A 20278-nucleotide genomic window follows, 5' to 3' on the forward strand; every position below is an offset into this window, starting at 1 on the left:
CTGAGTAACGGCACCGTCCGGATCAGAGACGACTCTCCGAAATTCTGACATTTAACATACTTACCTAGCCATTTGGAACCACGTTCCGGATAGTCACGCTAACGTCTTGACAGGCACGCACCCACGCTCGATATTGCGTCTGCAAACGAAATGTCCGCGCCGTGGGAGCGCGCAGGGGTACAGGGGTTTGGGCCGGACTGCCAAAGCTAGGAGCGACGGCACCCGGTGGTCATGCTGAGGCAATTATCACGGCGTGGGGGTCGTCGCTGTGGCTTCGCAGGATGTGCGTACCGGCGTGTCCGGAATCGCCTCCACCGAGAAGCCCGACCGGGTCATGTTCTTCGACCCGACCGGGCGGCGTTGGCGTGTGGTGCGGATGGCTCTGCTTGTCGCGGCCGCGCTCCTCGTCACCGCCCTCGCGATCGTGGTGCCTCAGATCAGTCAACCCACGGCACTCGAAGCCGGCGTCAGGTATCCAGCCATCACTGCGGACGAGGTCGGAACGGCGCCCCTGTTCGGCACCGGCCCGCTGCTGCGCGTCGTCCGCCTCGAGCGGCACGGCGCCCACCTGATCGCGATGGACCCGTTCGCCGACACTCCCCTGCACGTCGTGAGTGCCGCCGACAGTTCGCGGCTGGGCAAGAGCACGTACGCGATCGAACGGTACGGCTACGAACCGTCCAGGACGCACACGATGTCGCTCACCTTCGACGACGGCCCGAATCCCACCTACACGCCGAAAATCCTCGATCTCCTTTCCCGCGAACACGTCCCCGCGACTTTCTGCATCATGGGACGGAACGCGGCGAAATACCCGAACATCGTGGCGCGAATCGTGCGTGAAGGACATGCGCTTTGCAACCATTCGTACAGCCACGCCGACCTCAGTACGGTCAGCGCATTTCAGACGCGCGAGGAATTGATTCTCACCGATCGCATTCTTCGCGTCACCGGTGGTGTTCGGGTCGACTATGTCCGGCCGCCCTACAACGGCGCGGACGACAAGTCGGTCCGGGAAAGCACCGAGGCGCTGCTGCGCACCCAGCAATGGGGCTACCAGATCGCGAACTACGACTTCGACACCGCCGACTGGGAGCACGCCCTCGACCACAAGGCGATCCCGATGCCGGACCTGTCTGGCGACAACCTCACCGTGCTGCTGCACGACGCGGGCGGCAAGCGCGAGAACAGCGTCGCCTACACGAAGAAGCTGATCGACTCGGCCCGAGCGCGCGGCTACACGTTCCACACCATGCCCGACGTCAACCCCGAGCTCGCCACGGCGACCTCGAAGGTGACGCCCACGACGTGGGACAAGCTCACGTTCGGCGGCGCCGTCGTGATCTCCGCGTGGAGCGGGCAGCTGCTGCGCTACCTGCTCTACCTCGCGGTGTTCCTCGTCGTCACGGTCGGCCTGGTCAACATCACCCTCGCGATCATCCGCCGCCTCCTGCGCAAGCGACGGATCCGTTCGTACGCACCACACTTCGACGCTCCCCTGATCAGCGTGGTGATCGCCGCGTTCAACGAGGAGAAGGTGATCGAGCGGACGCTCGACACCCTCCGCCGCACCACGTACCCGTACCTCGACATCGTCGTGGTCGACGACGGGTCCACCGACCGGACCGCGGAGATCGTCGACCGGATCAAGGCGACCGACGACCGGGTCCGTCTCGTCCGGCAGGCGAACACCGGCAAGGCGGTCGCGCTCAACAACGGCTTCGAGGCCGCGGCGGGCGAGATCGTGGTGACCGGAGACGCCGACACGATCTTCATGCCGGACGCGATCACCAACCTGGTAAGGCATTTCGTCCGTCCCGGCGCCGAACGCCTCGCCGCCGTCGCCGGCGTGGTCAAGGTCGGCAACGTCCGCAACCTGCTGACCCGCTGGCAGGCTCTGGAGTACCTGACCCAGGTCGGGGTCGAACGGGCCGCGCACGCCGCGATGGGCGCGATCATGACCGTCCCCGGCGCCTGCGCGGCCTGGCGCCGCTCGGCGGTGCTCGCCGTCGGCGGCTTCTCGCAGGCGACGCTCGCCGAGGACTGCGACCTCGCGTTGACGCTGCAACAGCACGGCTACCTCGTCACGCAGGACGACGAGGCGATCGCCTACACCGAGGTGCCGGAGACGATGGCCGCGCTGCTCCGGCAGCGGCTGCGTTGGACGTTCGGCAACCTGCAGTCGCTGTGGAAGCACCGCGGCATGCTGCTGCGCCCGCGGTTCGGCTGCCTCGGACTCGTCGTGCTCCCGTTCGCCGCGCTCTCGCTCGCGACGTCGGTCGCGTTCATGCCGTTCATCTACCTGATGGTGTTCCTCGCGCTGCGCGACCAGGGCGTCTCGACCGTGCTGTTCTACTTACTGGTCTTCCTCGGCATCCATCTGGTGTTCGCGACGATCGGCGTGATCCTGCAGAAGGAACGCCCGTCCCATCTGTTGATCCTGCCGCTCTATCCGGCGATCCAGGAGCCGCTCCGCGCGTACCTGGTGTTCAAGTCGCTCGTCTCCGCGCTGCGCGGCGCGCACCTCGGGTGGAACAAGCTCAGCAGGACGGGCACGATCGCGTCCGATCCGGTACGTCCGACGCGCGTGGCGTCCGCCGTCGCGGCTCCGGTGACCGTGGCCAAACGTGAACGCTGGTTGGACTTCCTGCGTTCGATAGCGCTGGTCCGGATCGTCACGTACCACACGATGGGGCTCGCCTGGTTCAGCCTGATCTTCCCGTCGATGGGGATCATGTTCGGCCTCGCTGGCTCGCTGATGGCGCGGTCGCTGGACCGCTCGTCCGGCGGCGTGATCATGTCCCGGCTGCGCCGCCTGCTGCCCGCGCTGTGGCTGCTGGCGATCGTCTGGGTGCCGGTGATGATCTGGCAGGGCTGGACGTCGAACGGCGACGCCTCGCGGGCGCTGAACGGGCCCGAGCTGCTGCTGTGGCTGTTCCCTATTCTCGACCCGCCGACCAGCGACTGGGGCGGCGACGTCAGCGCGGTGCTGTGGTACCTGCGTACGTACCTGTGGTTCGTGCTGCTCTCCCCACTCGCGCTCGCCGCGTTCCGCCGCTGGCCGGTCCGCACGATGCTGGTGCCGCTCGGCATGATCGCGCTGACGGCGGTCGGCGTGTTCACCTTCGAGGGAAGCCTGCTGAACTCGGCGCTGCTGGACGTCGCGACGTACGGCGCCTGCTGGCTGCTCGGTTTCGCCCACCACGACGGCATGATCAAGCGGGCGAGGCGGTCGACGCTGGCGCTGCTCGCCGTGCCCACGTTGGCGATCGGCGGCTGGTGGGCGTGGAACCAGTACGGCGTCCTCGGTACGTACGACCTGAACGAGATCCCGTTCGCCCAAGCCATGTGGTCGTTCGGCTTCGTCATCCTGCTGCTGCGCTTCTCGCCGTCGATGGGCTGGCTCGAACGGATTCCCATACTCCGCAGGCTCGTCGAGGTCCTGAACAACCGAGCGGTCACGGTGTACCTGTGGCACGAGGTCGCGATCCTGCTCAGCGTCGGCGTGCTGATCTTCGTCGCGGTCGACAACGTCGCGGTGCAGCTCGCGATCGTCTGGGCGCTGGTCGCCGTCGCTGTCGTGCTGTTCGGCTGGGTCGAGGACCTGGCGGCGCGCCGCGCTCCGCAGCTCGTACCGGGCGTGCCGATCCCGATCCCGGCGCTGGTCCGGATCGCCCAGACCCCCGTACGCGGGTTCGCCTGGATCCGTGCGCCGCGCCGCGCGATTCCGGCGCTCGCGTCGCTCGGGGTGGCCGCTGCCGCGATCCTGCTCGTGACCACGGTGATCTCGCCGCCCCAGTTTGGCGGTGGGGTGCCGATCACCCAGGCGGCGCCGACCGCGGGTCCGGACGAGAGCCAGAACGCGCGGGCGGCCTCGTTCAGCGCTGCAGCCGTCCAGTGGATCGAGCGCAACGTCGCGTCCGGCAGCCGGGTCATCGCCGGCGAGACGATGATGCGACGCCTCGTCTCGGCGGGCTTCTCCACGACGTACCTCATCCCGTTCGACCTGGTCGACTCCGTCGTCGGCGCCGCCGACACCAAGGCGCTCACGCCGACGGCGCTCGCCGAGTCCGGCCTCGACTACGTGGTGGAGACCTCGTTCACGCGCACCTCCCCCAAGCCGTCGCCCGCGACGCGGCAGCGGCTCGGCCAGGCGCCGGCCATCGCGACGTTCGGGACCGGCAACGACCGGATCGAGATCCGGCTCGTCCTGCCCAAGCAGTCCGTCCCGACCGACGCGGACGCCGCGGCCGACGCCCAAGCGCGGCAGTTCGCCGGGACCGAGCTCGCGACGAACGACCGGCTCGAGCTGACCCCGGCCGCGCGGGCGTCGCTGGAGTCCGGACAGGTGGACTCGCGGCTGCTGAGCGTCCTGTCCCTGCTGACCGGCGAGCACCGGCTGGGCGTCGCCGGGTTCGCCCAGGAGCCCGGCGAGAGCAGCGCCTCGCCGCGCCGCAACCTCCGCATCACCTCGATCGACGGCCGCCCGGTCACCAGTACGGCGGACGTAGCCCGGCTCAGCCGGGTGCTCAACCTGCAGCGCTCGACGTTCCGGCCCACCGAGTTCGGTGTGGTCGGCGACCAGAGCGCACCTGCGTTCGAAGTGCACTTCGCCGCGCCGAGTCCGGTGGGCCTGCTTCCGGGCGGCTGAGTGCGACCCAAGAGGAGGAACCGTGAAGACAGCAACACTGCTCGTGCCACGCAAGACCATGGTCGCCCTCGTGGTGGCCCTGGTCGCGCTCGGCGGGTTGCTCGCGTTCGCGCGGCCCGCCGCGGCCGCGACGTCGACGTACCTGCGACTCGCCCACCTGTCGCCCGACACGCCGCAGGTGGACGTCTACCTGTCGCCGTTCGGGCGTACGAGTGAGCAGAAGCTCGTACTCGACCACGTGGGCTACGGCGCGATGTCGCCGTACCAGACGCTGCAGACCGGGTACTACACGGTCGCGATGCGAGCGACCGGTGCCGACCCGAGCACACCGGCGGTCATCTCGACCGACATCCGGCTGTCGACGTCGAAGGCGTACACACTGGCCGGAACGGGGCTGAACAAGCAGCTCAGCCTGCGGCTGTTCGAGGACGACCTGACCCCGCCGGCGGCGAACGAGTCGCGCGTCCGGGTCATCCAGGCCGCCAACTCGGCCCCGTCGATCAACGTGAAAACCGCGGCCGGCGGGATGCTGGCGTCGGACACGAAGTTCGCGACGACGACCGGGTACGCCGCGGTGCCGGCGGGCGAGACCTCGCTGGAGATCGAGCCGATCGGTGGCACGGCGAAGGCGTCGAGCGTCCCGGTCAACCTGCGCGGCGGCACGGTGCTGTCGGTGCTGGTGGTGAACGGGGCGAACGGCGGGCTCACCGTGCGTACGGTGCTCGACGCCGAGGGCATGAAGCAGATGCCGGTCGGTGCCGTGGACACCGGTGACGGCTTCGGGGCCTGGGCCTCGAAGGCGTACTGGCTGGGTGCCGGCGCGCTGGTGCTGGCTCTCGCCTTCCTGCTGCTGCGGCGCCGTCGTCCTCAGGTCGGTCAGGTCGTCTGACGCGGCTGATCGATCGGCCTCGCCGCCCGGGACTCAGGCCTGGGCGGCGAGGTCCTTGACGGTGCGCTCGACCAGCGTCGCCCGGCGCTCGGGCGTGCGCGCCTTGAGCAGCGGGAGGATCAGCAGGTAGCGGCCGGTCTTGTCGAGGTTGTCGTACGCCTTGGCGGCCTGCTCGTTCCGCCCCAGCGCCTCGGCGAGGTCGTCGGGGGTGGTCGCGGTGCTCTGGCGTTCGTACGCCTGGTCCCAGCGCCCGTCCGCCTTGGCGGCCTCGATCTCGGCGAAGCCCGGGGCGCGCATCCGGCCTTCGGCGATCAGCTCGCCGGCACGTTCGACGTTGACCTGCGACCAGGCCCCGGTCGGGCGGCGCCTGGAGTAGCGCTGCAGGTAGAACGAGTCGTCCAAGCCCTTGCGCTGGCTGTCGATCCAGCCGTAGCAGAGCGCACCGTCGAGCGTCTCGCGGATGGTGACCGACTCGACGCCGGCACCCTTCTTCGCGATCTTGACCCAGACCCCGCTGGCGTGGGTCTCGTGGTGGTCGGCGAGCCACGCGTCCCACTCCGCGCCGGAGCGGAAGGTGAGGAACTCGGTCATGGTTCGGTCCTCCGGTGCGGTCGGAAACTGGCGCTGTCCGTCCAGTCTGGCGGGCATTCCGGCCAGTTTCCGACCTCTATCGAACCGGTCTAAGCGTCGAGCGTGGCGTCCAGCGTGATCGTGGTGCCGGTGAGCGCCTGCGAGACCGGGCAGTTCTCCTTGGCGGACTGCGCGGCGGCCGCGAAGCCCTCGGCGTCCAGGCCGGGGACCGACGCGTGCACGGTCAGGTGGATGCCGGTGATGCCCTGACCCGGCTGGAACGTCACGTCCGCCTTGGTGTCGACGGTCGTCGGAGGCGTACCGGCCTGCGCGAGGCCGTGCGACAGTGCCATCGAGTAGCAGGTCGAGTGCGCCGCGGCGATCAGCTCCTCCGGGCTGGTCTTGCCGTTCGCCGCCTCGGCCCGGCTCGGCCAGCTGACCTCGTAGGTGCCGATCCCGGACGAGTCGAGCGACACCCGGCCGGCGCCCTCCATGAGGGAGCCCTCCCAGTGCGCGTTGGCCGTACGTGTGGTGGCCATACCGAATCTCCTCGATGAAAGTCAGATGCAGCGCTAACGATCACATCCTGCCGCACCTGGTCGAGGGCGTGTCAGGAGCCGTGTCAGGAGCGTGTCAGCCGGGTGGCGGGGCGGCCGCCGAGGCTGGGACACATGACGAGTTCAGCGATCGCGGCTTCGGGCCTGCGGAAAGCGTTCAAGGACAAGGTCGTGCTCGACGGCATCGACCTCGAGGTCGCCGCGGGAACGGTCTTCTCCCTGCTCGGCCCAAACGGGGCCGGCAAGACGACGACGGTCAACCTGCTGACCACCCTGTTGAAGGCCGACGGCGGCACGGCCCGCGTCGACGGCCACGACGTGGCGACCGAGACCAAGGCCGTACGCGCGGCCATCGGCGTCACCGGACAGTTCGCGGCGGTCGACGAGCTGCTGTCCGGCCAGGAGAACCTCCAACTGATGGCGGATCTCAAGGCCCTGGACTCCCGCGAGGCCAAGCGGGTCATCGCCGATCTGCTGGACCGGTTCGAGCTGACGGAGGCGGCGCCGAAGCTGGCGTCGACGTACTCCGGCGGCATGCGCCGGAAGCTGGATCTGGCGATGACGTTGGTCGGCAAGCCCCGGATCATCTTCCTGGACGAGCCGACGACGGGGCTGGACCCGCGCAGCCGCCGGGCGATGTGGGACATCATCCGCCAGCTGGTGTCCGAGGGCGTCACGATCTTCCTCACCACCCAGTACCTGGAGGAAGCCGACCGGCTCGCGGACAAGATCGCGGTCCTCGACCAGGGCAAGGTCGTGGCGCAGGGCACTCCGGCCGAGCTCAAGCGGCAGATCCCCGGCAGCCACGTACGGCTCCAGTTCGCCAGCGACCTCGACCTCGAGTCCGCGACGCGCGTCCTGACCGACGCGACCCGCGACGAGGAGGACGACCTCGTCCTGCGCGTTCCCAACGACGGCAAGTCGAAGTCGGTTCGAGCCCTGCTCGACCTGCTCGACACCCATTCCCTCAAGGTCGAGGAGTTCTCGGTACACACCCCGGATCTCGACGACGTCTTCCTGGCCCTCACCGGCCGTACCAGCGCAGAGGTGGCAGCACGATGAGCACCGCGACAGCCATGTTGGGCCGCACGTTCAAGCACACGATCCGTTACCCGTTCACCCTGTTCAACGGGGTCCTGATGCCGGTCATCATGCTGCTGTTGTTCACGTTCGTCGTCGGCGGCGCGTTCGACATCCCCGGCAACTACATCGACTACATCACCCCCGGGATGATCGTCCTGACGATCAGCTACGGGCTGAGCGCGACCGCGTTGGCGGTCAACAACGACATGACGAAGGGGATCATCAACCGGTTCAAGGTGATGGACGTCTCCCGCAGCGCGATCCTCAGCGCCCACGTCGTGTCGAGCATGTTCCGCAGCCTGATCGGCATCGCGGTCCTCGTCGGGGTGGCGTTCGTCGCGGGGTTCCGGCCGGCGGCTGGCCCTGTGGAGTGGCTCGGCGTCGCCGGTCTCGTCGTGCTGGTGACGTTCGCGACCAGCTGGTTCACCGTCGCGCTGGGGCTGTTCGCGAAGACCCCGGAGTCGGCGGGCATGGTGACCGTTCCGCTGATCATGCTGCCGTTCCTGAGCAGCGCGATCGTCCCGTCCGGCACGATGGGCGCGGGGATCAAGCAGTTCGCCGAGTACCAGCCGTTCACGCCGATCAACGAGGCCGTACGCGGGCTGCTGAACGGCGAGCTCAACACCAGCAGCACGCTCGTGGCCATCGCCTGGTGCGTCGGTATCGCCCTGGTCGGCTACCTGTGGTCGCTGTCCACCTTCCAGAAGCGAGCCTGAGCCTCACGTCGCGAGCGTGGCCTCGATCAGGTCGGACCAGCTCGTGCCCGTACTCTCCCGCGTCACCTCGGCGAACCGTTCCTCGCCGAGGTGACGTCGTACGTCCTGCTCGAGCCTGGTCTCGTCCGGGTTGGTGCGGTCCGGCGTTCCCCGGGCTTGGATGCCGGCGGCGAGCAACCGTGCCGCCTGCTCGTACTGGTCGAGCCGCACGGCGAGGTCCGCGGTGCCGACCATGATCTGGGCGACGACCTGGGGGGCTTCTGCCTCCGACGCCGCCTGCCAGGCGGCCACCCGGTGGGTGCGGGACTCCCGGAGATCGTCGGCCAGGTAGCCGAGCGTGTCGTGGATCTGGGCGCGGACGTACGCGCGTTCGGCGACATCGCCCAGGTGCATGGTCGCGCGGCCGAGCTGGTGGCGGGCCTCCTCCTTGTCACCGCGGAGACGTGCGAGGGTCGCACTGGCCAGCGCCAGGTCGACCAGGGCGTACGGCCAGGTGACGCCGTCGGCGCTCCGTACGGCGTCGGCCATGGCTTCCGCGCTGCGCTCCTCGTCGCCGTTCAGCAGGTACAGCACGGCTTGTTGGGTCCGCAGCTCGATGACGTCCTCGACGGCGCCGACCTCGGTGACGACCGCGGTGGCCTGCTCGAGGTACTCGCAGGCGCGGCCGAACTCGCCCCGCACGGCGAGCTGGCTCGCCAGCATCGACAGCGCCGTCGAGATCCCGAACCGTTCGCCGATCGCCCGGAACTCCGCGACCGCCTGCTCCAGCAGGGCTTCCGCCTCAGGTCCGCCGTGGCCGAGGACGATCCGCATCTTCCCCGACTGCATCCTGGCGAGGGCTCGTACCCACGGGTCCTTGCTGTCCAGCAGCGCCTCGAACGCGGACGACGCGGAGCCGGGGTCACGCAGCAGGGTCTCGAGCGGAACGACCAGCTCCAGCATCGGGTTGGTGTGCCCTCCGCGCTGGTAGAGCTCGTACGCCTTGTGGATCCACTCCGCGCCGAGGTGCTCGTCGCCGCGCCCGGAGGTCACGAAGAAGACGACCATCCCGTACGTCATGGCCCGGATCTCGTTGGGCACCTCACCGGGCAGGTTGGCGGCCGCGATGATCAGGTCGATGCCCTCGGCCCGGCGACCGCTGACCCACCAGTACCACCCCGCGGCCGCGGTGAGCCGCATCGCCGCCTCCGCGTCCCCGGCCGCGATCGCCGCCCGCATCGCGGCGCTGAGGTTGTCGTGGTCGGCCTTGAGCTTGGCGACCCATTCCAGTTGCTCGGCGCGGCGCAGGTGGGGCTCCGCCGTCTCGGCGAGCTCGGTGAAGTAGGCGATGTGCGCTTGTCTCAGCCGGTCCTGCTCTTGCGCTTCTTCGAGCCGGTCTGCGGCGTACTCCTTGATGGTGGTGAGCATCCGGAAGCGCTGTTGGTCGCCGTCGTCGACGGTGACGAGCAGCGACTTCTCGGCCAGGGAGGTGAGCAGCTCCAGAACGTCTTCGGCGTCTGCGGCGCAGACCTTCTCGGCGGCTTCGAGGCTGGCGCCGCCGCTGAAGACGGAGAGCCTGCGGAGGACCGTACGCTCGGCGTCGGTGAGGAGCTCCCAGCTCCAGTCGACCACTGCGCGCAACGTGCGGTGCCGTTGCTCTGCTGTGCGGCTTCCGCCGGTGAGGAGGCGGAACCGGTCGTCGAGCCTGTTGGCCAGCTGCTCGAGCGTCATCGTGCGCAGCCGGGCGGCGGCGAGCTCGATCGCGAGCGGCATCCCGTCGAGCGCTCGGCAGATCCGTACCATCGTCGCCACGGTGGCGTCGTCGGTGCCGAGGTCGGTGCGTACGGCGCTGGCCCGGTCCCTGAGCAGCTGGACGCCTGTCTGTGTTGCCAGCGGCTCGACGTGCCAGAGCGCCTCGCCGGTGATGCCGAGCGGCTCCCGGCTGGTCGCCATGATCCGCAGCCGGCGGCACTCGCCGAGGACGCGATCGGCGAACGCCGCGGCCGCCTCGATCACGTGCTCGCAGTTGTCGAGGATCAGCAGCACCTCGCGGTCGCGGATCGCGGCGATGAACCCCTCGATCGGGTCCGCGGTCGGTGCCTCGCCGAGGAAAGCCTCCCGCAGCCCGAGCCCACTGAGCGCCGCCTGCGCCACCTCGTTGCCGCCCGCGCTGGCGGCGCTGGCGGCGAGCTCGACCAGCCAGACGCCGTCGGGGAGGTCGTCCACCATCGTGCGGGCAGTCTCCCTGGCGAGGCGTGTCTTACCCGAGCCGCCGGGGCCGATCAGGGTGGTCAGCCGGTGCTTCTCGACGAGCTGCTTGACCGCTGCCACGTCTTCGTCTCGTCCGACGAAGGTGGTGAGCTCGGCACGTACGTTGGTGCGCTTTGTCTCTGCTCTTCTTGGCTTGCTGAGCTCGCCTCTGAGGAGCTTGAGGTGGAGCTCGGCCAGCTCTTGAGAGGGGTCGGCGCCCAGCTCGTCGGCGAGGGCTTCTCTGGTTTTCTCGTACGTTCGGAGGGCCTCGGAGTTGTTGCCAGCCGCCACGAGCGCCCGCATCTTCGCGGCAACCAACCGCTCCCTGAGCGGATGCGCGGCGACGGCATCGGTGAGCTCAGTGAGCACGTCGGTGCCGTTCCCCTGGCTGACCTCTGCTTCGTACCGTTCCTCCATCGCCGTGAGGCGGAGGCCCTCGAGCCGAGTGACGGCAGCGGCGAACGCCTCGCTGTCCTCGAGCCCGACATCCTGCATCGCGGCGCCACGCCAGAGCTTCGTGGCTTCGCGCAACAGGGCAAGCCTCTTCGGCCCCTCAGCCTGGCGCGCCTTGGCAAGGAGGTGCTCGAACCTGCTGGCATCCACGTCATCGGGTGCGACGGCCAGCCGGTAGCCACCGGTCTGCCCCTCAACCGCGCCAGCGGGAAGCACCTTCCGCAGCCGAGACGCCAACCGCTGCAGAGCATTCGCAGCATCGGCAGGCGGGTTCTCGCCCCAGATCCAGTCGATGAGGGTGGTCTTGGGAACGACGCGGCCTGGATCGAGAGCAAGGGCAACGAGAAGAGCGCGCAACCGAGCGCCCGGAAGGTCGGCCAAGACGCCGTCGTCCGTGCGAACTTCGAAGGGGCCAAGCATCCCGACCAACACGCGGCCAATCCTCCCACGCCACCGATCAGCCACCTCGCCACGAGGCAGCAACCCGGCTGCAGACCGCCAGACCTCCCACCCACCGTTTGGAATGAGGGCGTCCCTGTATCGAATAGATCGATAGAGGGACGCCCTTATTCGAAACGTGGGGACGGACGGCCCGGCTTCATCTGCACGACAAGAGACCGAGGGAAGCCAACAAACGACCCGAGCACGGCAGACCGGAACCGCAAGCAGGCCTGCCCCAGGTGACCGGGCCACACCCGGCTTCATCTGCACGCCAAGAGACCCGGGGGATGCCAACAAGCGACGCGAGCACGGCAGCAGACAGGAACGTAAGCAGGCCTGCCCCGGGACACCTGTTCCGGGGGCGGGGGCGGCGCGTGAAAAACAGGTGGCCGGGCCGGGGCGAGTCAAGGGTCGCAAAGCGATCGCGAAGCGACGCCTCTCTCCGTCTGCGCGAAGCGCCCCCCAGCGAGGCGCCCTTGACGCGCCCCGGACCGGCCACCAAAATCGACCGCCGCCAAAGTCCCCGAAGAGCTCCAAGCTCTCAGAGAGCGCCAATCGCAACAGCGAAGAGCTGACCATAGATGGGCTCTCTCACACCGGCGCCCAGCACCTCCGCGCAATGAAGTGCGGCCACCGGCTCGGCAGCGGTCCGCGCAGCACGTCCGCGCGATGAGGTGGCGGCCACCGGCTCGGCTGTGGCCCGCGCCGCGCCCCCGCACGACGACAGGTGCGGTCACCAACCCGATTGTCGTTCTGCGCAGCACGTCCGCGCGATGAGGTGGCGGCCACCGGCTCGGCTGTGGCCCGCGCCGCGCCCCCGCACGACGACAGGTGCGGTCACCATCCCGGTTGTCGTTCTGCGCAGCACCCCGCGCGACGAGATGTGCCGGCCACCGACTCGGCTGGCGACTGCGGAGCACGTCCGCGCGATGAGATGTGCGGCCTCGGCTCAGGTCCGCGCCGCACGTCCGGGCGGCGAGATGTGCGGCCGTGGACTCGGCTGTCATCCGCGGAGCGCCCCGCGTGGCGAGGGGGCGTGGCCGTCGGCTCGGCTGTCATCCGCGCAGCACTTCCGCGCGACGAGGTGTCCTGCCGTCGGCTCGGCTGTCATCCGCGCAGATGCACTGTGCGGGGAGCTGTCCGCGCGCGGAGTCGAGATCTCCGACTGATGGGTCGCCTCGGGAGTTTATGGGCCGCCCTCAATGTCAAGGGCGCTTCGCGTCTCGCTCAAACTCGCGGCCTGCCGTGGTTGCTGCAGTCGGTGGGCGAGTTTGTGCGAGATCAGGCCGTGGCCGGCCTGACCCTTGACATTGAGCCTCTCGGCGGCCCGACGCAGGTCGTTAAGGGCAGGCTGCGCCTGCCCACCGGTGCCCCGTGGCGACCCGGTTCGAGCAGCGGCGCTGAGATCCCATGGCCCGTCCGCTCCCCACCACTCCCCTGTCCAGGCCAGCTCGACTGCCACCCCCAGTGGTGGCCGACGGCTGCCATCGGCGTCACCGGTCTCAGCTGCCACACCCCGATCATTGGGGAAACTCCGGGACACATAGACCCCCAAAGTTTCCCCATTGAGCTGCCCACACCGCACCACTCCACCCACCGCCGCATCTGGTGGGAGCCAGCACCACACGAGTCCCACCCGACACATCGTCGATGAGCGCGAAGACTATGAGCGCTATAGCGACCAAAGGTCTTCGCGCTAACCCAGCGCAGCCCCGCAGCGGCCCGAAAGGCCCGGTTCGGCCACCCGACCGCCGCCCCGGGACCGAAACCGAGACGGACTCGTCACCCGCCGCTGCTTGACCTAAGGCCCAGGTCGCGGCACGATCGCGATCACTTACCGAAACAGGGGCGGTAAGCGGCAGAAAGTTACAGCCACATGATCAACTTCAGCTCACGGCACTGGCCGGAAGTTCGGGAGGAGTACCTCAGGATGCGGATCGCGACATCCCGTTGGCGGCGGATCCTTGTCCGCGCAGCCGCCATCGTCGGCGCCGTGGGGCTCACCATGGCGGCGACCGGCGCGCACGCCGAGACGGCTCAGCCGGACAAGAAGCAGCTCGTGGTCGCCGCGTCACAGTCGGTCGACACGTTCAACCCGTTCCTCTCGTTCTTCGCGATCGGCTACACGATCTCCGGGCTCAGCTACGACTCGCTGATCGACTGGAGCGCCGAGGACTACAAGCCGATCCCCGGCCTCGCGGAGAAGTGGGAGCACTCCGACGACAATTTGACGTGGACCTACACGATCCGCAAGAACGTCAAGTGGACCGACGGCAAGCCGCTCACCGCCCAGGACGTCCTGTTCACGTTCAACACCATGATGACGAACGAGGACGCCCGCGCCTCGAGCAGCGACCTGGTCGAGAACTTCGACAGCATCAGCGCGCCGGACGACAGCACGTTCGTCGTCAAGCTGAAGAAGCCGACCAACCAGATGCTCGGCCTCGACAATGCGATCGTTCCCAAGCACATCTGGGAGCCGAAGCTCGCGACCCTCAAGGATTTCAAGAACTTCGACTTCCCCATCGTCGGCTCCGGCCCGTTCCAGGTCGTCGAGTTCAAGACCGACCAGTTCATCCGGCTCAAGGCCAACAAGGACTACTGGGGCGGCGCGCCGAAGTACGACGAGCTCGTCTTCCGCTACTACAAGACGCCCGACGCCTCCGTCCAGGCACTGCTCGGCGGCGAGGTCGACCTCGTCAGCGGCCTCACACCCGCTCAGTACAAGGCGATCGACGGCAAGCCGAACATCACGCTCAACCAGGCGCAGAACAGGCGCTTCGGCTCGATCACGTTCAACGTCGGCGCGAAGACCAAGCAGGGCAAGGCGTTCGGCGACGGACACCCGGCGCTGAAGGACGTCAAGCTCCGCCAGGCGATCCACCACGCGATCGACAAAGAAGAGATGATCAACAAGGTCAACGACGGCAAGGCGATCCCTGGCGTCAGCTACATCCCGCCGTTGTTCAGCACCTACTTCTGGGAGCCGTCGGACGCCGAGAAGGTGACGTTCGACATCGCCGAGGCCAACAAGATCCTCGACGACGCCGGCTACACCAAGGGCGCCGACGGGATCCGGATCGACCCGGTCAGCAAGAAGCCGCTCAACCTCAGGTTGCTCAACCACTCCGACACCCCGTCGGAGGCGACCGACTCGGAGTTCCTCGCTGGCTGGTGGAAGCAGATCGGCATCGAGACCAAGATCGAGGCGGCCGACTTCACCAAGCTGAACGACAACCTCTACCTGGGGAAGTTCGACATCATCTTCTCCGGCTGGGGTGTGAGCCCTGACCCGACGCCGATCCTGGCGCTGCACACCTGCGGCACGTTGCCGAACACGACCGACGGCACCGAGCGCGACACCGACACCTTCTACTGCAACCCCGAGTACGACGAACTCCACGAGCAGCAGAAGGCCGAGTCCGACATCGCGAAGCGGGCCGAGATCGTCAAGCAGATGCAGAAGCTGCTGTACGAGCAGGCGCCGGTCATCACCCTCAGGTACGCCGACACGCTCGAGGCCTACCGCAGCGACCGCTGGACCAACTTCACCAAGCAGCCCTCCGACCGCGGCATGATCTCCGGCCAGCAGGGCATGTGGGCGTTCCTCTCGGCCACCCCGGTCGAGAAGAAGGCCGAGGAGTCGGCCGGCGGCAACAACGCGGCCCTGTACGCGATCGCGGGCGGCGGTGTCGTGGTGATCGCCGCGGCAGCTGGCTTCGTCGCGTTCCGCCGCCGCCGGACAGCGGACGAGCGCGAGTAGGTAGCAACGCATGCAGCCCACGCTCACGGCCGAGCCGTCTCCGGACGACTCGGCCGGTTCGGCAGCACTCGACGCCAAGCGCGACGCCCGCGGCAGCAGCTTCCTGCGCTACCTGCTGATGAAACTGGGCGGCGCGGCGATCTCGCTCGTCATGGTGCTGTTCTCGGCGTTCTTCCTGTTCCGCATCCTCGGCGGCGACCCGGTCGACGCCCTGACGCGGGACGTTCCGACCACCCCGGCCGAACGTGCCGCGTTGCGCAAGCAGCTCGGCCTGGACGAGCCGCTGTGGGTGCAGTTCGTCGACTACGTGACCGGCGTGGTGCGCGGTGACCTGGGCACCTCGTACCAGTACCAGCAGCCCGTCACCGAGCTGATCGGCGAACGCCTGCCCGCGACCCTCCTGCTCACGATCACCGCGCTCGTCGTCGCGGCGTCGCTGGGCCTGTGGATCGGTACGCGCGCGGGTTGGCGGCACGGCAGTACGTTCGACAAGGCGAACGTCGGTGTCGCGCTCACGCTCTGGTCGGCTCCGACGTTCTGGTTCGGCCTGATCGTCATCATGGTTTTCGCCCGCGGGCTTGGGCTTTTCCCGATCAACGGCATGATCTCGCCCATCACTCCTCCGGGTTTCTGGCCGCAGACCCTCGACGCGCTGCATCACCTCGTGCTCCCGGTGCTCACGATGACCGCGGTGGTGTACGCGCAGTACGTCCTCGTCATGCGCTCGTCGGTCCTGGACGAGATGGGCAACGACTACTTGACAACGGCACGCGCCAAGGGGCTCAAGGACGACCTCGTGCGCCGCCGGCACGCCGTACCCAACGCGCTGCTACCGACGGTCACGCTGCTGTTCCTCCACCTCGGCGGGGTGGTCGGCGGCGCGATCCTCACCGAGACGGTGTTCAGCTGGCCTGGCCTCGGACTGCTGGCCTACCAAGCGCTGAAGATCCCCGATCTTCCTTTGCTCCAAGGGACATTCGTGTTCTTCTCCGCGGTGGTGATCCTCGCCAACACGGCGGCGGACCTCGTCTACCGGTTCCTCGATCCACGGGTGCGTGCGGCATGAGTACGTTGACCTCGACCCGCGCGGTCACCTGGGCACGGCGACGCACCGCGATCATCCGCTTTTGGCACTCGTTCCGGCGCCAACCGACCGGTCTCGTCGGCCTGATCGCGCTGGTCGTGATCATCTCGATCGCACTGCTGGCACCGGTGATCACCGACGAGAGCGGGCTCGACGTCACGCAGGCACCCGGCGACCGGCTCGAGCCACCGAGCTGGCAGTTCCCGCTCGGCACTGACGAGACCGGCAGATCCGTTCTGGTGTTGGTGATCTGGGGTACGCGAGTCTCCCTGGTCGTCGGCATCACCGCGACGTTGCTGGCGATGTTGATCGGCGCCGCGATCGGCATCGCCTCCGGACACTTCGGCGGCAGGATCTCCGCGGTCCTGATGCGCGTCACGGACTGGTTCATCGTGCTGCCGCGACTGGTCCTCGCGATCTCGCTGGCCGCGGTCCTCGGACCGAGCCTGCTCACGATCATCATCGCGATCGGCGTGACGTCGTGGGCGGGTACGGCGCGGCTGATCCGTGCGCAGACGTTGTCGGTCGAGGGCCGCCCGTACCTCGAACGCGCCAAGGCGTTGGGCGCCGGACACTGGCATCAGATGACGCGGCACGTCCTGCCGAACATCATGCCGCTGATCCTCGCGAGCACCACCCTGGAGGTCGCGAGCGCGGTGCTTGCCGAGGCCACGTTGGCGTTCCTCGGTCTCGGCGACCCGTCACGGGTGTCGTGGGGAACGATGCTGAGCCGCGCGAACTCCTCCGGCGCGGTGACGTACGGCGCGTGGTGGTACCTGCTGCCGCCCGGCATCGCGATCCTGTGTGTCGTGCTGTGCTTCACGTTGGTGGGTCGAGCGCTCGAAGCGGTCTTCAACCCGAGGCTGCGAGGTGGGTCCTGATGCCGTTGCTCGAGATTCGGGACCTGGCGATCACGTACCACGGTTCGCGCGGTGACGTGCCCGCCGTACGGGGTGTCGACCTGTCCCTCGACGCGGGCAAAACCCTCGGTGTGGCTGGGGAATCGGGCTGTGGCAAGTCCACGTTGGCACTCGCGCTGCTGCGGCTGCTGCCGGCCGGAACGACGACCACCGGCGAGATCCTGCTCGACGGCGAGGACGTCCTTACGATGTCCTGGGGCCGGCTGCGCGCGGTGCGCTGGGCGGGAACGTCGATCGTCTTCCAGGGCGCGATGCACTCGTTGAACGCCGTCCACCGGGTCGGCCGGCAGATCGCCGAGCCGATCCTGCTGCACGAGAAGGTCTCCGAGGCGGACGCGAACCGCCGCGCGATCGAACTCCTCGCCCAGGTGGGACTTCCGGCGTGGCGCGCGCGGAGCTATCCGCACGAGCTGTCCGGCGGGCAGCGGCAGCGCGTGATGATCGCGATGGCGTTGGCCTGCTCGCCGAAGCTGATCGTCGCCGACGAGGCGACCACCGCGTTGGACGTGATGATCCAGGCGCAGGTCCTGCAGCTGATCGGCCGGCTGGTCGCCGAACGCGACATCGGGCTGCTGATGATCAGCCACGACCTGTCGGTGCTGTCAGACACCTGCCAGCAGCTCGCGGTGATGTACGCGGGGCGGGTGGTGGAGTACGGGCCGTCGTCGGAGGTGTTCACCGATCCGCAGCACCCGTACGCGGCGGCGTTGGCGAACGCGTTCCCGACCATCGGCGACGTCGCCGCCCGACGGACTCCACGCGGGCTGGGTGGCGATCCGCCCGACCCGACGGACATTCCCAGCGGCTGCCCGTTCCATCCGCGCTGCCCGGTCGCGCTCGACGAGTGCTCCTCGACCGAGGTCGAGCTGTGGCCGGCGGGACCCTCCCACGAGGCCGCGTGCGTGCGCGTACCCGCAGCAGGGAGGACGGCGTGACGGAGCCAGTGTTGTCCGTACGCGGGCTGTCGGTGGACTTCACGGTCCGCGGTGGGCGGAAGGCGCGCGCCGTCGACGGCGTCGACCTCGATCTGCAGCCGGGCGAGGTGCTCGCGCTGGCGGGCGAGTCGGGCTGCGGCAAGACCACGCTGGCCCGGACGTTGCTGGGTCTGGTCAAGCCCAGCGCGGGAACGGTGTCGCACAACGGGACGCCGCTCGCGTACAACACCGGCGCCCTCAAGCGGTACCGGCGCGCGGTGCAGCTCGTGCTGCAGGACCCGACCGGCGCGCTGAACCCGCGGCACACGGTCTACGAGGCCGTGGCGGAGGGGCTGCGGATCCACGGCATGGTCGACAACGAGCGCGAACGCGTCGCGTCGGCGCTGTCGAAGTGCGGGCTGCGGCCGGCGGAGCGGTTCTTCCTCACGTACCCGCACGAGCTGTCCGGCGGTCAGCGGCAGCGGGTCGTGATCGCCGGCGCGCTGGTGCTGGAGCCGTCGGTGATCATCGCGGACGAGCCGGTGGCGTCGTTGGACGCGTCGGTACGAGGCGAGATCCTGTCCCTGCTTTTGCAGCTGCGCGACGACTTCGGCCTCGCGGCGCTGGTCGTGACGCACGACCTGGGGCTGGCGTGGTCGATCGCGGACCGGCTCGCGGTGATGTACCTCGGCCGGATCGTCGAGTCAGGCCCGGTGGAGCAAGTACTGACGGCGCCGTCGCACCCGTACACGCGGGCGCTGGTGTCGGTGCTGCCGGACTCCCCGATCGCCGCGCCGGTCGTGCTGGCCGGGGAGCCGCCGGACGTGACCCAGATCCCCGGCGGCTGCCGCTTCCATCCGCGCTGCCAGGAGCTGGCGTCCGGTCCCGCCGCGGCGGCCGGGGTCGACGGGCTCTGCCGCGGCACGGCGTTGCCCGTCCTGTCCCCCGACCCGGCGACGCACTCGGTGGCCTGCCACCTGCACGCCGCCCGCGTCGGCCAGTTCACTCAGACGGCCTGAAGCCGCCAGACATCGAGGATGAGCACCTGCCGCATGCCGACGGACAGGTAGAGCCCGAGCGCCGGCGTGGGGTTGTTGGTGTCGACGTGCAGGTACGTCGCCTCGCGGCCGGCTGCGGCGTCGTCGGCGAAGGCCTGGTGCAGGAGGAACTTCGCCAAGCCCTTGCCGCGCGCTTCCTCACGGACGCCGAGGCGAGCGACGTAGCCGCAGTTCTCGTCGTCGAGGAACTGGTCGTTGTTCTCTCGCAGCGCGACCGGCTTGCCGTCGAGGTCGAGAACGGTGAGCTGGGACCAGTCGAACAGGTCGTTCTTCTCCCTGGCCTCGAGCCACTCGTCGTACGGGCGGGCGGTGAAGCCGAACTGGCCGGTGAACGAGGCGACGACGATGTCGTACGCGGCCCGCCGTACGTCCTCGCCCTCGTCGCCTCGCCGCTGCGTCACGCCCGGCGGGAGCTCCGGCTGCGGCCGCGGCTCGGTGTGGTCGATGCGCATCCGGTGGAACGTCGTACCGAACGTGAAGCCGTACTCGTCCACCAGCGCGCGCAACGGCTCGTCCGACCGGTAGACGGTGAGGTCGACCCGCGCGTGCTTCAGCTCTCGCTCGCCGGCGATCTCGCGGGAGCGGGCGATGACCGTGTCGAGCAGCCAGCGCATCAGTCCCGGGTCGGCCGAGGCGGCCTCGACGTCGAACGCCTCGACGCCCTCGTCGGCGTAGACGCAGCCGTACCCGACCGGTTTGCCCGCCTCGTCGTGCACCAGCCACGCACCGGTGGCGACGTCCAGCCCGGGCTCGGCGAGGTTGTTGTGGATGTCCTCGATGGTCAGATCGGCGAACCCGACCGCGCCGATGTTGTACGCGGCGAACAGGTCGAAGATCGTCTGCACGTCGTCGGTCGTCGGCGGCCGCACGGTATGGCCCGCTGGTAGCGGCCTGGTAACTGCTGTGTCCATGCCGGCCATGGTGAAGCGCGCGAGGCGCTGTGTCGACGA

General features: G+C 68.7%; 13 protein-coding genes. 9 read left to right on the plus strand and 4 right to left on the minus strand.

Features of this window, described 5'->3' with window-relative positions; all coding sequences use genetic code 11:
- Positions 1-253 precede the first annotated feature (253 nt).
- Together JOD67_RS30520 and JOD67_RS30525 are read left to right on the plus strand one after the other, a co-directional pair.
- Entirely contained in the window at positions 254-4651 is a 4398-nt protein-coding gene (locus tag JOD67_RS30520) for a glycosyltransferase (RefSeq protein ID WP_205121153.1), read from the plus strand.
- A gap of 22 nt (positions 4652-4673) precedes the next feature.
- On the plus strand, positions 4674-5540 hold the full coding sequence (locus JOD67_RS30525) for a DUF4397 domain-containing protein (protein ID WP_205121154.1): 867 nt from the start codon (positions 4674-4676) through the stop codon (positions 5538-5540).
- Positions 5541-5573: 33 nt separating this feature from the next.
- On the opposite strand, the gene JOD67_RS30530 is transcribed toward JOD67_RS30525, so the two are convergent.
- Positions 5574-6131, minus strand: a complete 558-nt coding sequence (locus tag JOD67_RS30530; protein ID WP_205121155.1) for a YdeI/OmpD-associated family protein — start codon at positions 6129-6131, stop codon at positions 5574-5576.
- Between the two features lie 89 nt (positions 6132-6220).
- On the minus strand, positions 6221-6649 hold the full coding sequence (locus JOD67_RS30535; protein ID WP_205121156.1) for an OsmC family protein: 429 nt from the start codon (positions 6647-6649) through the stop codon (positions 6221-6223).
- A gap of 132 nt (positions 6650-6781) precedes the next feature.
- Here JOD67_RS30535 and JOD67_RS30540 point away from each other — a divergent pair, with 132 nt between their 5' ends.
- Together JOD67_RS30540 and JOD67_RS30545 are read left to right on the plus strand one after the other, a co-directional pair.
- Complete coding sequence (locus JOD67_RS30540) at positions 6782-7729, plus strand: ATP-binding cassette domain-containing protein (protein WP_205121157.1); 948 nt, start codon at positions 6782-6784, stop codon at positions 7727-7729.
- Complete coding sequence (locus JOD67_RS30545) at positions 7726-8466, plus strand: ABC transporter permease (RefSeq protein WP_205121158.1); 741 nt, start codon at positions 7726-7728, stop codon at positions 8464-8466. Before JOD67_RS30540 ends, JOD67_RS30545 begins: the two co-directional genes overlap by 4 nt.
- A gap of 3 nt (positions 8467-8469) precedes the next feature.
- Here JOD67_RS30545 and JOD67_RS30550 read toward each other — a convergent pair whose 3' ends face one another.
- The gene (locus JOD67_RS30550; protein WP_205121159.1) at positions 8470-11580 is read right to left on the minus strand and encodes an ATP-binding protein; all 3111 of its coding nucleotides are present in this window, start codon (positions 11578-11580) and stop codon (positions 8470-8472) included.
- Between the two features lie 1939 nt (positions 11581-13519).
- Between JOD67_RS30550 and JOD67_RS30555 the strand changes: the two genes are divergently transcribed.
- Genes JOD67_RS30555 through JOD67_RS30575 form a run of 5 tightly spaced genes read left to right on the plus strand, consistent with a single transcriptional unit; the run spans position 13520 to position 19289 of the window.
- Complete coding sequence (locus tag JOD67_RS30555; protein WP_205121160.1) at positions 13520-15352, plus strand: ABC transporter substrate-binding protein; 1833 nt, start codon at positions 13520-13522, stop codon at positions 15350-15352.
- Between the two features lie 10 nt (positions 15353-15362).
- Positions 15363-16418 carry an ABC transporter permease gene (locus JOD67_RS30560; protein WP_205121161.1) on the plus strand — a complete coding sequence of 352 codons (1056 nt, stop codon included), beginning with the start codon at positions 15363-15365 and terminating at the stop codon, positions 16416-16418.
- The gene (locus JOD67_RS30565; RefSeq protein WP_205121162.1) at positions 16415-17317 is read left to right on the plus strand and encodes an ABC transporter permease; all 903 of its coding nucleotides are present in this window, start codon (positions 16415-16417) and stop codon (positions 17315-17317) included. The genes JOD67_RS30560 and JOD67_RS30565 overlap by 4 nt, the downstream gene beginning before the upstream one ends.
- A complete protein-coding gene (locus JOD67_RS30570; protein WP_205121163.1) occupies positions 17317-18291 on the plus strand; it encodes an ABC transporter ATP-binding protein in 975 nt (324 codons plus the stop codon). Before JOD67_RS30565 ends, JOD67_RS30570 begins: the two co-directional genes overlap by 1 nt.
- Entirely contained in the window at positions 18288-19289 is a 1002-nt protein-coding gene (locus JOD67_RS30575) for an ABC transporter ATP-binding protein (protein ID WP_307782612.1), read from the plus strand. The genes JOD67_RS30570 and JOD67_RS30575 overlap by 4 nt, the downstream gene beginning before the upstream one ends.
- Here the strand turns inward: JOD67_RS30575 and JOD67_RS30580 are convergent.
- Positions 19277-20239, minus strand: a complete 963-nt coding sequence (locus JOD67_RS30580) for a GNAT family N-acetyltransferase (RefSeq protein ID WP_205121164.1) — start codon at positions 20237-20239, stop codon at positions 19277-19279. The genes JOD67_RS30575 and JOD67_RS30580 overlap by 13 nt on opposite strands.
- Between the last annotated feature and the right edge of the window lie 39 nt (positions 20240-20278).

The sequence above is a fragment of the Tenggerimyces flavus genome, from assembly GCF_016907715.1.
Classification (GTDB): domain Bacteria; phylum Actinomycetota; class Actinomycetes; order Propionibacteriales; family Actinopolymorphaceae; genus Tenggerimyces; species Tenggerimyces flavus.

What these genes read in the sequence shown, in the direction of transcription:
- JOD67_RS30545 (WP_205121158.1), top strand. Translation starts at nt 7,726, where the DNA reads ATGAGCACCGCGACAGCCATGTTGGGCCGCACGTTCAAGCACACGATC.
- JOD67_RS30540 (WP_205121157.1), top strand. Translation starts at nt 6,782, where the DNA reads ATGACGAGTTCAGCGATCGCGGCTTCGGGCCTGCGGAAAGCGTTCAAG.
- JOD67_RS30555 (WP_205121160.1), top strand. Translation starts at nt 13,520, where the DNA reads ATGCGGATCGCGACATCCCGTTGGCGGCGGATCCTTGTCCGCGCAGCC.
- JOD67_RS30530 (WP_205121155.1), bottom strand. Translation starts at nt 6,131, where the DNA reads ATGACCGAGTTCCTCACCTTCCGCTCCGGCGCGGAGTGGGACGCGTGG.
- JOD67_RS30570 (WP_205121163.1), top strand. Translation starts at nt 17,317, where the DNA reads ATGCCGTTGCTCGAGATTCGGGACCTGGCGATCACGTACCACGGTTCG.
- JOD67_RS30535 (WP_205121156.1), bottom strand. Translation starts at nt 6,649, where the DNA reads ATGGCCACCACACGTACGGCCAACGCGCACTGGGAGGGCTCCCTCATG.
- JOD67_RS30580 (WP_205121164.1), bottom strand. Translation starts at nt 20,239, where the DNA reads ATGGACACAGCAGTTACCAGGCCGCTACCAGCGGGCCATACCGTGCGG.
- JOD67_RS30565 (WP_205121162.1), top strand. Translation starts at nt 16,415, where the DNA reads ATGAGTACGTTGACCTCGACCCGCGCGGTCACCTGGGCACGGCGACGC.
- JOD67_RS30560 (WP_205121161.1), top strand. Translation starts at nt 15,363, where the DNA reads ATGCAGCCCACGCTCACGGCCGAGCCGTCTCCGGACGACTCGGCCGGT.